The following is a 14,482-nucleotide window of genomic DNA, read 5'->3' on the forward strand; positions in this document are numbered from 1 at the left end:
GAACATATGTTATAAACTAAATGAAAAGGGTGGTTGGCAGGTGGATAACCTCTCACTGCCCTTTTTTTAGAGTGTACGTACAATACTTAATGTTGGAGGGAATTTATAATGGCAGTTAATGCGAGTGCAGTAAAAGAACTTCGCGAAAGAACGGGCGCTGGTATGCTCGATTGCAAAAAAGCACTGGAAGAAGCAAACGGTGATGTAACAAAAGCGGCTGAATTGTTGCGTGAGAAAGGTCTTTCTGCAGCAGCAAGCAAAGCAGGCCGTGCAGCAACTGAAGGCGTTGTAGAATCTTACATCCACGCTGGTGGACGCATTGGTGTCTTGGTTGAAGTTAACTGTGAAACTGACTTCGTTGGTAAAACGGATCAATTTAAGGATTTCGTTAAAGATGTAGCTATGCAAATCGCTGCAGCTAATCCTAAATTCGTTAAACGCGAAGAAGTTCCTACAGATGAGCTGGAAAAAGAAAAAGAAATCCTGAAAGCTCAAGCTCTTAACGAAGGCAAACCAGAGAAAATCATTGAAAAAATGGTTGAAGGCCGTATCGGTAAATACTACGAAGAGTACTGCCTGATGGAACAAACTTTCGTTAAAGATCCAGACAAAACGATCTCTCAATTGCTGAACGAAAAAATCAGCCAAATTGGTGAAAACATCTCCATCCGTCGTTTCGTTCGTTACGAACTGGGTGAAGGTCTTGAGAAAAAAGTAGACAACTTCGTAGAAGAAGTAATGTCCCAAGTAAATAAATAAGACGGTTTCTATAGACCGGCGAGCAGAATTGATTTTCGAAGATATAAGAATGATGAAACTTCGAAGCGTAAACTCCCTTATATCTCAGGAAAACAGTGCCTCACCGGTTAAACGTTTTTCCTAAAAGAGCGGAACACAACTGTGTTCCTTTCTTTTTAAGCAGGAGGCCATGCGCGAGAAGTTTTGTTGGTTGAACACCAAGCGTGTTCGATTCAAAGTGGAGGGTGAATAATTGGAACAGCCAGTATTTAAACGTGTTGTCTTAAAGGTCAGCGGAGAGTCTCTTTCCGGTCAAAACGGCTACGGTATTGATGCAGATACGATCTCGTCGATTGCCCAACAGGTAAAAGAGGTTGTTGCACTTGGTGTACAGGTTGCTATTGTATGTGGCGGCGGAAACATCTGGCGTGGAATTGCCGGTAGTGAAAACGGCATCGATCGTGCAACTGCCGATTATATGGGTATGCTGGCGACAGTAATGAACTCGCTGGCACTGCAGGATGCTTTGGAACAGATTGAAGTGCCTACGCGTGTACAGACATCTATTGCAATGCAACAGATTGCAGAGCCTTATATTCGTCGTAGAGCTATTCGCCATCTGGAGAAAGGCCGGGTCGTTATTTTTGCAGCAGGTACAGGTAACCCGTTCTTTTCCACGGATACAACAGCAGCACTGCGCGCAGCGGAGATTGAAGCAGAAGTTATCTTGATGGCCAAAAATAAAGTTGATGGTGTATACTCAGCAGATCCGTTTAAGGACAGTACGGCTGTGAAATTTGATCAGTTGACTTACATGGATATTCTTAACAAAGACCTTGGTGTAATGGATTCGACGGCATCCTCGCTTTGTAAGGACAACAACATCCCGTTGATCGTATTTGCCATTACGGAACAAGGTAACATCAAACGTGTTGTTCTGGGCGAACGTATCGGAACAATCGTTAAAGGGAGTGTAGATTAATGCCACAAGCGGTTAAACAACATGCCGAAGAGCGTATGGAAAAAGCAATTCAAGCATTGCGTCGTGACCTGGCTAGTTTGCGTGCAGGCCGCGCAACTCCAGCTCTTCTGGACCGAATTCAGGTAGAGTATTATGGAGCAATGACGCCATTGAATCAACTCGCTAATATCAGTACTCCGGATTCCCGTACACTGATGATTCAGCCTTGGGACAAATCCTCCATGGGTGACATCGAGCGTGCTATCATGAAATCGGATCTGGGTCTTACTCCAGCCAATGATGGCAGCATGATCCGTTTGTCTATTCCGGCATTGACGGAAGAACGTAGAGCGGAACTTGTTAAGCTGACGAAGAAGTTCGGTGAAGAAGGTAAAGTAGCGATTCGTAACATTCGCCGTGATGCGAATGATGACATTAAGAAAATGGAAAAGTCAGATATTTCCGAGGATGAATCCCGGAGACATCAAGATGATATCCAAAAATCGACCGACAAGTTTATTGCTGAAGTCGATAAGGTACTCGCTGCCAAAGAAAAAGAAATCATGGAAGTGTAAGACAAGCGCAGCCCCTCCAATACGGTGGGGTTTTGTCTCTTTTTCCAAGCTTCAGATAAAGAAACTTCAGGGATTTTGGAGGAACAGGAATGATCAAACGGGTTCGGTCGTGGTGGAATGGGGCTGACAAGCAGGAAACGCTGACTATATCCGAGGACAATATCCCGCAGCACGTCGCCATCATCATGGACGGCAATGGACGATGGGCCAAACGTTTGGGACTCCCGCGTATAGCCGGGCACCAAAATGGCATGAAGGCGGTCAAACGTGCGACCATCGCGGCGGATGAACTGGGCATCAAATATCTGACGATGTACGCTTTTTCGACAGAAAACTGGACGCGTCCAAAAGAAGAAGTGGATTTTCTGATGCGACTTCCGCAAGAATTTCTAGCTATAGAGCTGGATGAACTTATAGAAAAAAATGTGCGCATTCGCATGATGGGTCAAGAGGAACATTTACCTTCTCATACCATTAATGCCTTGCGGGAAGCCATTCGTCTTACGGAACATAATACAGGTCTCGTTTTGAATTTTGCAATGAACTATGGAAGTCGTCGTGAAATGACGGACTGTGTTAAACAGATCGCTCTGCAGGTGAAATCGGGGGAACTATCGGCAGAGGATATAACACCTGAACTCATTGATAGACATATGCTGACGGTTGACATGCCTGATCCGGATCTGCTGATCCGGACGAGCGGAGAGTTGAGATTAAGCAACTTTATGCTTTGGCAGCTTGCATATAGTGAATTATGGTTTACGGATATATACTGGCCCGAATTTGGCAAAAAGCATTTGCTTGAAGCAGTAGCCGAATATCAGCGCAGAACAAGGCGTTACGGCGGTTTGAAATAGATGGAGGATGAAGCCGTTGAAACAGCGACTAACGACAGGAATCATAGCAGGTGTGTTGTTTTTAGGTTTTTGCATGCTGGGCGGACCCTGGTACCATGGTTTGGTATTGCTTATGGCTCTCATCGGTTATTATGAATTTGTTAAAATGACCGGGGTGATGCCTTTTTCAGGTGTAGCCCTGATTGGATATGCTGGTGTTTTTGCCATTGTGTTTCCTTGGGAAATGCTTTGGGAGGCAAGACCGCTATCCTTATTTCAGGTCATCTGGATAGTAATGCTTGTACTGATGACAGCTTCGGTTGTCACCAAAAATAAGGTTCCCGTGAATACAGTGGCCATGCTTTTCCTCGGCGTGTTGTATATAGGGATCGGTTTCTATTACATTGCAGAATCCAGACATCTGCATCATGGGTTGTTCTGGACGTTCCTGTTGCTGGGCTCCATATGGGCCAGTGATGCAGGAGCTTATTTTGTAGGGAAACTCATTGGTAAAAACAAACTGTGGCCTTCCATCAGTCCAAACAAGACTATAGAGGGTGCACTGGGTGGCATCGTAATTGCAATTGTTACTTCTGTTATTTTTGCATTAGTATCAGACGGTTTGCTTTCCTGGCAGAGAGCGATTGTGATCGGAATTGCCTGTGCAGTTGTAGGTCAGATGGGTGACTTGATCCAGTCTGCATACAAACGTGTATATAATATCAAGGATTCAGGCAGTCTTCTCCCAGGGCATGGAGGCATTCTTGATCGGTGCGACAGCTGGATTGTTGTTTTTCCATTCGTACATATACTAATGCTACTGCCCTACTAAAGAAGAACATGAGTCTGAGATAACAGCATTGTTCGCCGTAGGCATTGGATAATTAAAGATGAGGTGCAGCATGAAAAAAATTGCGATTCTTGGGTCAACCGGTTCCATTGGAACCCAGACACTGGATGTAGTTGACATGCATCCAGAACTCTTTCAAGTGGAGGGACTGGCTGCCGGAGGCAATACAGACCTGCTGATCGAACAAACCAAACGTTACCGGCCGAAGAAAGTATCAGTGGGGTCCAAAGAACTGGCGGAGAAGATAGCTCCACATTTGCCAGCAGGAACGCAACTATTTTATGGCAACGAGGGACTCGTAGAAGTTGCGGCAGGAACCGATGCGCATACGGTTGTTACAGCGGTGGTGGGCAGTGTTGGATTGGAGTCAACGCTTGCTGCCATAGATGCAGGCAAACAGATCGGACTGGCCAATAAGGAGACATTGGTTACAGCGGGGCATATCGTTACGACAAGAGCGGTTGCCAAAGGAGTCTCTTTACTGCCCGTTGATAGTGAGCACTCTGCAATATTCCAATGTTTAAATGGTGAAAACAGAGAACGCCTGACAGGCATCACGCTCACCGCTTCAGGTGGATCATTCCGTGATCTTACCCGTGAACAGTTGAAGAACGTGACTATAGAGGATGCGCTTAAACATCCGAATTGGTCAATGGGCTCCAAAATCACGATAGACTCGGCAACGATGGTTAACAAGGGTCTTGAGGTCATTGAAGCACATTGGTTATTTGGTCTTCGATATGATCAGATTAATGTATTGCTTCACCCAGAGAGTGTTATTCATTCATATGTGGAATTTGATGACACAAGCATCATCGCACAACTGGGGAATCCGGATATGCGAGTTCCAATTCAATATGCACTGACTTACCCTGACCGCTTGCCATCACCGGCACAGCGTCTGTCTCTTGCTCAAGCTGGGAAATTACATTTCCGTGATATGGATATGGAACGGTTCCCGTGTTTAAGAATGGCGTATGAGTGTGGTAAAATGGGAGGAACCGCAACAACGGCGTTTAATGCAGCCAACGAGGTTGCTGTAGCCCGTTTCTTGCGTAAAGAGATTTCATTCCTTAAAATAGAAAATATTATTGCTTCTGTGCTGGAAGCACACCACACTGTGGACGAGCCTGATCTGCAGGAGATCGCACGTTGTGATCAGGAGAGCCGTAAGCTTGCGGCCAGTCTGTAATCTCTTTTTTCATTACAAATTGGAAGAAGTGATTCTCTTGTGCGGCATCAGAGAATAATGATAATCTAGAGGGACAGACTGCGGTATGTGCCGTGAAGGAGGATGGATAGGGATTGGAAACCATACAAGTGGTATTTCTAACGGTGCTCATGTTCTTTGTCATCGTGACGGTTCATGAATGGGGGCATTATTATTTTGCCAAACGCGCCGGTATTCTTGTACGGGAGTTTGCGATCGGTTTTGGTCCCAAATTGTTCTCATATAAAAGAAACGAGACCCAGTTTACATTGCGTTTGTTGCCTTTTGGTGGATATGCACGGATGGCAGGGGAAGATCCGGAACTGGTAGAGATCCAGGAAGGACAGACCATTGCGGTAAGATCAGCGGATGACCAGGTGAAGATGATCTATCTGGATCAGCTGGATAACCGTAAAAATGTAATACGTGGTGAAGTCATCTCCATTGATATGGAGAGAGCGCTGAAGCTTCAACTCGATGTAGATGGAGAGATTCAGGAGTATCGTATTCATCCTCAAGCAATGTTGGTAAGTCGTGGTAAACAAACGCAGATTGCACCGAAAGATCGTCAATTCGGCAGCAAAACTGTTGGACAGCGTGCATTGGCTATTTTTGCGGGCCCACTCATGAACTTTATCTTGGCCTTTGTGCTGTTTGCTGTATATGCCCAGATGGCAGGAGTTCCAGTGGAAAATCCAAAAAATCTTGTAATTGGTGAAGTGCTTGAAGGTGGGGCAGCCGATGAGGCGAACCTGCAAAAGGGCGATATTATCGAAACCATCAATGGTACTGCAATTGGTACGGATTCACAAAAAATGGTGTCGATGATTGCCGATTCCAAAGACAAGCCGATGGAATGGACGCTGCGCCGGGGTTCGGATACGTTTAATATAACGATTACTCCACGTGCTGTAGAAGGACAAGAGGGCGGTAAAGTGGGAATCGTACCTACGTTACCAACCCGATCTGTTGGATTTGTAGAGACATTTAAAGTCTCAGGCGTGGCCATGGTTGATACAACCAAAATAATATTTGAAGGTTTTAAACATCTGATCAATCAGTTCAACATGGATGATATCGGTGGTCCAGTTCGCACATTTGAAGTGACAGGACAAATTGCTAAACAAGGGATTGAACAGTTAACGAGATGGGCAGCGATTTTGAGTCTGTACCTTGGGATTTTCAACCTGCTACCAATACCTGCACTGGACGGCAGTCGTCTGGTATTTTTGGGAATTGAAGCGCTGCGCGGCAGACCTGTTGATCCCAATCGCGAAGGCATGGTGCATTTCGTCGGATTTGCGATGTTGTTTGTGTTGATGCTGGCAGTAACTTACAATGATATATTACGTTTAATTAACGGATAATTACGGTTGGACTACGCTCTGGACATTCAGAGATAGTCGTTATGGGAGGACGCTGGAGTCTTATGTCAAAGGAAAATGATAAACAGTTCGTGACTGAAATCACACCACAGGGTGAGGATTTCTCACGCTGGTACATTGATGTTATCAAAAAAGCTGATCTCATGGACTATGCACCCGTACGCGGTTGTATTGTGTTCAAACCAGACGGATTTGAAATCTGGGAACATATTAAGGATGAGTTGGATCGTCGTTTCCGGGAAACGGGTCATCGCAACGCATACTTCCCGATGTTCATTCCTGAGAGCTTCTTTCAAAAGGAAAAAGAGCACGTGGAAGGTTTTAACCCTGAATTACCATGGGTTACGGAAGCTGGCGGAGAGAAGCTGGAAGAACGTCTGGCAATCCGTCCTACATCCGAAACGATTATTGGTCACATGTATTCCAAGTGGATTCAGTCTTATCGGGATCTTCCGGTACTGATCAACCAGTGGGCTAACGTAGTTCGTTGGGAAAAAAGAACATTGCCTTTCCTTCGCACAAGTGAGTTCCTGTGGCAGGAAGGTCATACAGCGCATGAGACGGAAGAAGAAGCACGTGAAGAAACGATGAAAATGCTTCAGATTTATCGTGAAGTGGTTGAGGAATACTTGGCTATTCCTGTAATTGTGGGTCAGAAAACCAAGTCCGAGAAGTTTGCGGGTGCGGTGGATACCTACTCGATCGAAGCCATGATGAAGGATGGACGTGCAGTACAAGCAGGTACATCTCACTACATGGGGACGAACTTTGCAAAAGCATTTGAAATCCAGTATCTTAGCCGGAATAATGTGCTGGAGCTGGCTTACACTACTTCATGGGGAGTAAGCACACGTTTGATCGGTGCATTAATTATGGTTCATGGAGATGACCGTGGTCTCGTACTTCCTCCTAAAGTCGCACCGACTCAAGTGGTCATGATTCCAATTGGACCTCCGAAAACGCGTGATGCTGTTGTTGGGCGTGCAGATGAGTTGTTCACTGAGTTGAAAAAAGCTGGAGTTCGTGTGAAAATGGATGATCGCAGCGATGTTCGCCCAGGTTGGAAATTCAACGAATACGAGATGCGCGGTGTTCCGATTCGTCTGGAGATTGGTCCACGTGATATGGAAAATGGCGTTTGTGTACTCGTATCACGGATCACAGGTGAGAAGAAAGTGGTAGAACAAGCAAACCTGGTAGAAGAGATCCAGGCTATGCTGACACAGATCCAGGTAGATATGTTAGAGCGTGCTCGCACATTTATGTCGGATAACTTCTACTCCGTGGATACACTCGATGAGATGAAAGAACTGATGGAAAATAAACGCGGGTTTACACTGGCCGGATGGTGCGGTTCAGAAGCTTGCGAAGATAAAGTAAGAGAAGTTACAGGTGCAACAAGCCGGAACATTCCGTTCCAGCCTGCTGAAGAAAAGCATACGTGCCTGGCTTGTGGTGAACAGGCAGAACACACGGTTGTGTTTGCAAGAGCATACTAAGTCAGGATCACTTGACGAAAAGCACTTATTCACCGTTTAAGTAATGAATGGAGAGCTTCTGTCGGATAAAATGAGTCGGTGCGAGTTCGGATCGGTGACATTTTTGAATGCAGGGGCTTTTCATGCTTTAAGGGGGTACAAGGAGGAACACGATGAGCGGATTCGAGGAGAAAAGAAAACGGTTTGAGTTGTTGATGAAACAGGCAGAGCTTCCGGCTGGTCTGTTAGAGCCCTATTTTTTGGATGGATGGATTGAACAAGTAGAGACTAATCGAAGTAATCGGGAATGGAATATTCTCATTGCAAAGGATACGTTAGTACCCGCTCCAATCTATCGCACATTTTGCCTGCATATTCAAGAGAAAATGAATCATATCGCCAAAATTTCATTTGGCTTCAAATATACGGACCAAGTACAAAATGGTGATATCGTCAGTGAATATTGGAATCTGTTTCTGGAGTGGGTTACCCGTGAGATTCCATCTGTAAATGGTTGGATGAACCGGACAACCTTTGAATGTGAAGAGGATCTTCTTCAACTGACAATGAGTGATGCAACGTCGATGGAATTGGCTCGTAAGAAACAGATTGATCAAGCTATTACAAAATTCTATGAAAAATACTTTCATCTACCTCTTCGCATCAAGATGCAAGTGGGTGAAGTGGGAAGTAATAAAGAGGCCATGGAACAGTTCCAGGCCCAAAAACGTGTAGAAGAACTTGAGGTCATCGAGAAGATGATGAGTGAAGTGGACACAGAAATCCCGGTGGATGAGGAGCAGGGTGATCTGCGTTTGCAAATGGGTTACGACATTAAGGAGCCAGCAGTACCTATGCAGGAAATCCAGGATGAAGAGAAAAAGGTCACGCTTCAAGGTTCGGTGTTTGGACTGGATCGTAAAGAACTGCGAAACGGAAATACGTTGTTTACCTTCTACCTGACCGACTTCACGGACTCCATGCAAATGAAGATGTTTGCCAAAACAAAAGAGGATGTTAAAATTCTCAGTTTGTTGGCTAACGGTAAATGGGTAAAAGTGCGTGGTCGTGTAGAATATGACCGGTTTATGCAAATTCCTGAACTGGCCATGATTCCATCGGACCTGATTGAAGTTAAAGCACCGCCGTCTCGCAAAGATAATGCACCAGAGAAGCGGGTGGAGTTCCATTTGCACTCTACGATGAGTACGATGGATGCTGTAACTTCAATCGACAAATACGTGAAAATGGCAGCAGAGTGGGGACATAAGGCAATTGCAGTCACTGATCATGGTGGGGTGCAGGTATATCCCGAGGCTTCCAAGGCTGCTAAGAAAAACGGGATTAAAATGATCTACGGCCTCGAGGCCAATGTCGTGAATGACTCTGTTGCCGTTGTAATGGCTCCTCAGCCATTGGATCTGCAAACAGCAACATACATCGTATTTGATATCGAGACCACAGGTTTGTCGGTAACACAGAACAAAATCATTGAGATTGCCGCTGTGAAGATGCAAGATGGTAAAGAAATCGACCGGTTTGCAACGTTTGTGAATCCGCATGAACGCATTCCCTACAACATTCAGCAGTTGACCAATATTAATGATGACATGGTAAAAGACGCACCTGAGCTGGAGCCTGTTATCCGAGAGTTTGTACAGTTTGCCGGAGATGGTGTACTTGTTGCGCATAATGCACGTTTTGATATGGGTTTTATTCAGGCTTCCCTGAAACAAATTGGATTGCCAGAGCTACCTAACCCTGTCCTTGATACATTGGAACTGGCGCGATTGTTATTTCCAAAAAATAAGAACCACCGTCTGAATACGATGGCAGATAAATATAAGGTTGGGCTGGAAAGTCATCACCGTGCCATTGATGATACGATTGCACTCGCGGGTATACTGATCGGATTATTAAATGATGCTGCTCAGATGAAAGGATTAACGAGGCTTGATCGTTTGAACGATTATGTAGGTGTCGACTTGTCGAATACAAGACCTTTCCATTGTGGAATCTATGCATTAAATGATGTCGGTAAGAAAAATCTATACAAGCTGGTATCTCTCTCTCATACGGAACATTTCAAGCGGGTACCGTGCATTCCCAAATCAAAACTGATTAATTTGCGTGAAGGCCTTGTTATTATATCGGGCTGTGAAAAAGGGGAGTTTTTCGAAGCGGTGCTTAACAAATCGCTCGAAGAAGCGGAAGAGATCGCTGAGTTCTATGACATACTGGAGATCCAACCACTTACCATGTATATGCATTTGGTGGATAAAGGGTTGGTGGCTACACCCGAAGAAATCAAAACAGCGATCCGTAAAGTCATCGATATAGGTGCAAAATTTAATAAACCGGTCATAGCCACAGGTAACGTGCACTATTTGGAACCGCGTGACAAGTTATATCGGGATATTACCATTCACGGAATTACAGGTTTTAGTCCACTCAAAGATCAACGTAAACCGGATGCACATTTCAGAACGACAGAGGAAATGCTGGAAGAGTTCCAGTTCCTGGGCCAAGATAAAGCTTACGAAGTCGTTGTTACAAATACGGTAGAGTTATCTGACCGCTTTGAGGAAATTAAGTTATTCCCGGACAAACTGTTTACTCCAATTCTGGAAGGTGCGGACGAAGAAATCCGTAATACCTGCTATGACACTGCCAAGTCTATCTATGGCGAGGAATTACCAGAAGTAATCGTTGCACGACTAGAGAAAGAGCTCATTCCAATTATTAAATACGGTTTTTCTGCCAACTATCTGATCTCGGAACGCTTGGTTAAAAAATCGAATCAGGATGGTTACCTCGTAGGTTCGCGGGGATCGGTTGGCTCCTCTGTTGTTGCTACATTCCTGGGTATATCCGAGGTTAATCCACTACCTGCTCATTATATTTGTGTGAATTCAGAATGCAAACACAGCGAGTGGTTCCTGGACGGCAGTGTTCGGAGTGGATTTGACCTTCCAGAGAAAGAGTGTCCGGATTGTGGTGGCACACTTAAAGGAGAAGGCCAGGATATTCCGTTTGAGACCTTCCTTGGATTTAAAGGAGATAAAGTTCCCGATATTGACTTGAACTTCTCTGGTGATTATCAGCCTCATGCTCATAACTATACGAAAGTACTATTTAGTGAGAAGAGTGTTTTCCGTGCGGGGACCATCGGTACGGTGGCTGAGAAAACAGCATTTGGTTTTGCCAAGAAGTACGAGGAACATCATCAGAAGAAATGGCGTGGAGCTGAATTGAATCGTTTGGCCTCTGGCTGTACTGGGGTGAAACGGAGTACTGGCCAGCATCCCGGTGGTATTGTCGTAGTACCTGATTATATCGAGGTCGAAGACGTTACACCTGTTCAGTTTCCGGCTGACGACGTTAATGCGGAGTGGAAAACGACACACTTTGATTATCATGCTTTTGAAGAAAACTTGCTGAAACTTGATATTCTGGGGCACGATGATCCAACTATGATGAGGATGTTGCAGGATTTGACAGGGGTCGATCCAACGACCATTCCGATGAATGATCCGAAAGTTATGAGCATGTTTAACTCAACCGAAGCTTTGGGTGTTACACCGGAACAGATTAGGTCGCCAGTCGCAACGTTTGGCGTGCCGGAGATGGGAACGAAGTTTGTACGTCAGATGCTTGTTGAATCCCAGCCGACGTCTTTTGCCGATTTGCTGCAGATTTCCGGATTGTCCCATGGTACAGGGGTATGGCTTGGAAACGCTCAGGATCTGATTAAGAACGGAACGTGTAACATTAAGACGGTAATTGGTTGTCGGGATGATATCATGTTATTTCTGATCTATAAAACGGGAATGGACGCAAGTCTGGCATTTAAGATTACCGAGAGTGTTCGTAAAGGACGGGGTCTGCCACAGGAATGGATTGACGAGATGAAGAATTGTAAAGTGCCTCAATGGTACATTGATTCGTGTCTCAAAATCCAGTACATGTTCCCGAAGGCTCACGCGGCCGCTTATGTTATTTCGGCAGTACGTACGGCGTTCTTCAAGCTGTATCATCCGATTGAATATTACGCAACTTACTTTACTGTTCGAGCTGATGAGATTGATATCGAACTGATGTGTCAGGGATATGACGCGATCTATCGCAAAATTACGGAAATTGAGCAATTAGGTTTCCAGGCACCTCCAAAAGAGAAAAACATGTTACCTGTCCTGGAAATGGGTCTGGAAATGGCAGCACGCGGATTCTCGCTGAAATCCATTGACTTATACCGTTCAGAAGCGACAAAGTTCATCGTTGACGGAAAAACACTAATCCCTCCATTTTCAGCTTTGGCAGGAATCGGGGATAATGCAGCTCGCAATATTGCTGCGGCAAGAGATCATGGTGAATTCCTGTCGGTGGAAGACTTCCAGCAGAAGTCGAAAGCAAGTAAGACCATTGTTGAACTCCTGTCGAATATGGGATGTTTCCGTGGCTTGCCAGAGAGCAATCAGCTTTCCCTTTTCTAGGATTGAATTTGGATCTAACCATAGCGATTGTTGGGGGAACGTAATTTTTCCTTCATTAGTAAGTAAACTGCCTGAAGCATCGCTTACTTGTCACTATTACCAGACTATGTTATAATTTTTGAAGTGAACGAGATAGTACGAATTTCTAAAGAGTGGGGAAACCCACTCTTTAGTCTTTGGTATACAAGAATCTTGGGTATTGAATAATCTGCCAGTGCTTTTTTGCTGGTGTAACCTAAGTTGGAGGTTATTGGTTTTGAGCACAACGAACATTAAATCTACCGTGGAAGAAATGATCCAACCCTACTTGAACGAACAAGGCTTCGAGCTGGTTGACATCGAATACGTCAAAGAAGGCAGCAACTGGTTTTTACGGGTGTATGTCGACAAAGAGGGTGGCATCGACATCGACGATTGTGTCTTGATCAGCGAAAAGCTGAGCGCCAAGCTGGATGAGAACGATCCGATTCCAACCATCTATTTCCTTGAAGTGTCTTCTCCCGGTGCGGAGCGTCCACTGAAAAAACCTGAGGACGTTACCAAAGCTGTAGGCAAAAATGTTTTTGTTACAACCTACGAGCCGGTGAACGGATTGAAGGAATTTGAAGGCAAGCTGCTTTCCTTTGATGACGAGGAACTCGTGATCGAAGCAGGCAAAAAACAGCATGCCATTTCTTATGATAAGGTTGCCAGTGCGCGCCTAGCTATTTTGTTTTAAGTGCCTTGTTCACTTTATTAATGAAAAAGACACATCTCACGATAACGGCAAGGTGCTCATTAGTTCAGAGCCTTTCGCCGTTTTACGTATGAGATGCCATGTTTGAAAGGGGGATCAACATTCATGAGTACGGATTTTATTGAAGCAATGAATGAATTGGAACGGGAAAAAGGGATCAGCAAGGATGTGCTGTTTGAAGCGATCGAGGCTGCACTAATTTCCAGCTACAAGCGGAATTTCAACACGGCCCAGAATGTGCGTGTTGACATGAACCGTAATACGGGAGTTATTCGGGTGTATGCCCGTAAATTGATCGTGGAAGAAGTCCTGGATTCACGTACCGAAATTTCATTGCCTGCTGCACGAGAAATCAACCCACACTTCCAGCTGGAAGATATTGCGGAGATTGAAGTTACGCCGCGTGATTTCGGACGTATCGCGGCACAAACTGCCAAACAGGTAGTGACCCAGCGGATTCGTGAAGCCGAACGCGGCCTGATCTACAACGCTTTCGTAGATAAGGAAGAAGATATCGTTACGGGAGTGGTGCAGCGTCAGGATTTGCGCAATATCTACATCGATCTGGGCAAAATCGAAGCGGCTTTACCGCTGACCGAATTGATGCCGAACGAGAAGTTTGTTCATGGTGACCGTATTAAGGCGTATATCACCAAGGTCGAGAATACGACAAAAGGGCCGCAAATCATTTTGTCCCGTACCCATCCGGGCCTCTTGAAACGTCTCTTTGAACTGGAAGTGCCTGAGATCTTTGACGGTGTAGTTGAAATTCGCTCCGTCGCTCGCGAAGCAGGGTTCCGCTCCAAGATTGCCGTTCATTCCCGCAACGAGGAAGTTGATCCAGTTGGATCTTGTGTAGGTCCTAGGGGAATGCGCGTGCAGACCATTGTGGGTGAGCTGCGCGGTGAAAAAATCGACATCGTTCGTTTCTCCGATCAGGTAGACGAATATGTTGCTAATGCACTGAGTCCTTCCAAAGTATTGGAAGTTCATGTATTTGAGGAAGAAAAGATGGCTCGGGTTATCGTTCCGGACTATCAACTGTCGCTCGCAATTGGTATCAAAGGCCAAAATGCCAGATTAGCAGCCAAATTAACCGGCTGGAAAATCGACATTAAGAGCGAGAGCCAGGCGGAACAGGAATTCGGCAGAGAAAAAGATTCTTCTTCTGAAATGCATCAGGATTCCGTCTCCGTCGACTAAAGTAAAGTACGGGGGGC

Annotated in this window: 11 protein-coding genes; all 11 read left to right on the plus strand. The window is 45.3% G+C overall.

Going from position 1 to position 14,482, the window contains the following annotated elements; translation table 11 throughout:
• Window positions 1-108 precede the first annotated feature (108 nt).
• The 11 genes from tsf to nusA all read left to right on the plus strand — a co-directional run bounded on the left by tsf (window position 109) and on the right by nusA (window position 14,465).
• Complete coding sequence (gene tsf / locus PAEAM_RS25620; protein ID WP_017689154.1) at window positions 109-759, plus strand: translation elongation factor Ts; 651 nt, start codon at window positions 109-111, stop codon at window positions 757-759.
• Window positions 760-991: 232 nt separating this feature from the next.
• Window positions 992-1,720 (plus strand): UMP kinase, encoded by a 729-nt coding sequence (gene pyrH / locus PAEAM_RS25625; protein WP_017689153.1) that lies wholly within the window; start codon window positions 992-994, stop codon window positions 1,718-1,720.
• Window positions 1,720-2,274, plus strand: a complete 555-nt coding sequence (frr, locus tag PAEAM_RS25630; protein ID WP_100529402.1) for a ribosome recycling factor — start codon at window positions 1,720-1,722, stop codon at window positions 2,272-2,274. The genes pyrH and frr overlap by 1 nt, the downstream gene beginning before the upstream one ends.
• Window positions 2,275-2,363: 89 nt before the next feature.
• The gene (locus PAEAM_RS25635; protein ID WP_017689151.1) at window positions 2,364-3,131 is read left to right on the plus strand and encodes an isoprenyl transferase; all 768 of its coding nucleotides are present in this window, start codon (window positions 2,364-2,366) and stop codon (window positions 3,129-3,131) included.
• Between the two features lie 16 nt (window positions 3,132-3,147).
• On the plus strand, window positions 3,148-3,942 hold the full coding sequence (locus tag PAEAM_RS25640) for a phosphatidate cytidylyltransferase (RefSeq protein WP_100529403.1): 795 nt from the start codon (window positions 3,148-3,150) through the stop codon (window positions 3,940-3,942).
• 70 nt (window positions 3,943-4,012) lie between these two features.
• Window positions 4,013-5,152 (plus strand): 1-deoxy-D-xylulose-5-phosphate reductoisomerase, encoded by a 1,140-nt coding sequence (locus tag PAEAM_RS25645; RefSeq protein WP_100529404.1) that lies wholly within the window; start codon window positions 4,013-4,015, stop codon window positions 5,150-5,152.
• A 113-nt stretch (window positions 5,153-5,265) separates the two neighbouring features.
• Complete coding sequence (gene rseP / locus PAEAM_RS25650) at window positions 5,266-6,537, plus strand: RIP metalloprotease RseP (RefSeq protein WP_036609317.1); 1,272 nt, start codon at window positions 5,266-5,268, stop codon at window positions 6,535-6,537.
• A gap of 62 nt (window positions 6,538-6,599) precedes the next feature.
• Entirely contained in the window at window positions 6,600-8,054 is a 1,455-nt protein-coding gene (proS, locus tag PAEAM_RS25655) for a proline--tRNA ligase (RefSeq protein ID WP_100529405.1), read from the plus strand.
• Window positions 8,055-8,206: 152 nt separating this feature from the next.
• On the plus strand, window positions 8,207-12,526 hold the full coding sequence (locus PAEAM_RS25660) for a PolC-type DNA polymerase III (protein ID WP_100529406.1): 4,320 nt from the start codon (window positions 8,207-8,209) through the stop codon (window positions 12,524-12,526).
• A gap of 256 nt (window positions 12,527-12,782) precedes the next feature.
• Window positions 12,783-13,244 (plus strand): ribosome maturation factor RimP, encoded by a 462-nt coding sequence (rimP, locus tag PAEAM_RS25665; protein WP_047842499.1) that lies wholly within the window; start codon window positions 12,783-12,785, stop codon window positions 13,242-13,244.
• A 123-nt stretch (window positions 13,245-13,367) separates the two neighbouring features.
• Complete coding sequence (gene nusA / locus PAEAM_RS25670) at window positions 13,368-14,465, plus strand: transcription termination factor NusA (protein ID WP_036609309.1); 1,098 nt, start codon at window positions 13,368-13,370, stop codon at window positions 14,463-14,465.
• The last annotated feature ends 17 nt before the right edge of the window (window positions 14,466-14,482 follow it).

The sequence above is a fragment of the Paenibacillus sp. GM1FR genome, assembly GCF_002803315.1.
Lineage (GTDB): Bacteria > Bacillota > Bacilli > Paenibacillales > Paenibacillaceae > Paenibacillus > Paenibacillus amylolyticus.

Coding starts and splice junctions, on each gene's coding strand:
- tsf (WP_017689154.1), top strand. CDS start 109: ATGGCAGTTAATGCGAGTGCAGTAAAAGAACTTCGCGAAAGAACGGGC.
- frr (WP_100529402.1), top strand. CDS start 1,720: ATGCCACAAGCGGTTAAACAACATGCCGAAGAGCGTATGGAAAAAGCA.
- PAEAM_RS25635 (WP_017689151.1), top strand. CDS start 2,364: ATGATCAAACGGGTTCGGTCGTGGTGGAATGGGGCTGACAAGCAGGAA.
- PAEAM_RS25645 (WP_100529404.1), top strand. CDS start 4,013: ATGAAAAAAATTGCGATTCTTGGGTCAACCGGTTCCATTGGAACCCAG.
- proS (WP_100529405.1), top strand. CDS start 6,600: ATGTCAAAGGAAAATGATAAACAGTTCGTGACTGAAATCACACCACAG.
- PAEAM_RS25660 (WP_100529406.1), top strand. CDS start 8,207: ATGAGCGGATTCGAGGAGAAAAGAAAACGGTTTGAGTTGTTGATGAAA.
- nusA (WP_036609309.1), top strand. CDS start 13,368: ATGAGTACGGATTTTATTGAAGCAATGAATGAATTGGAACGGGAAAAA.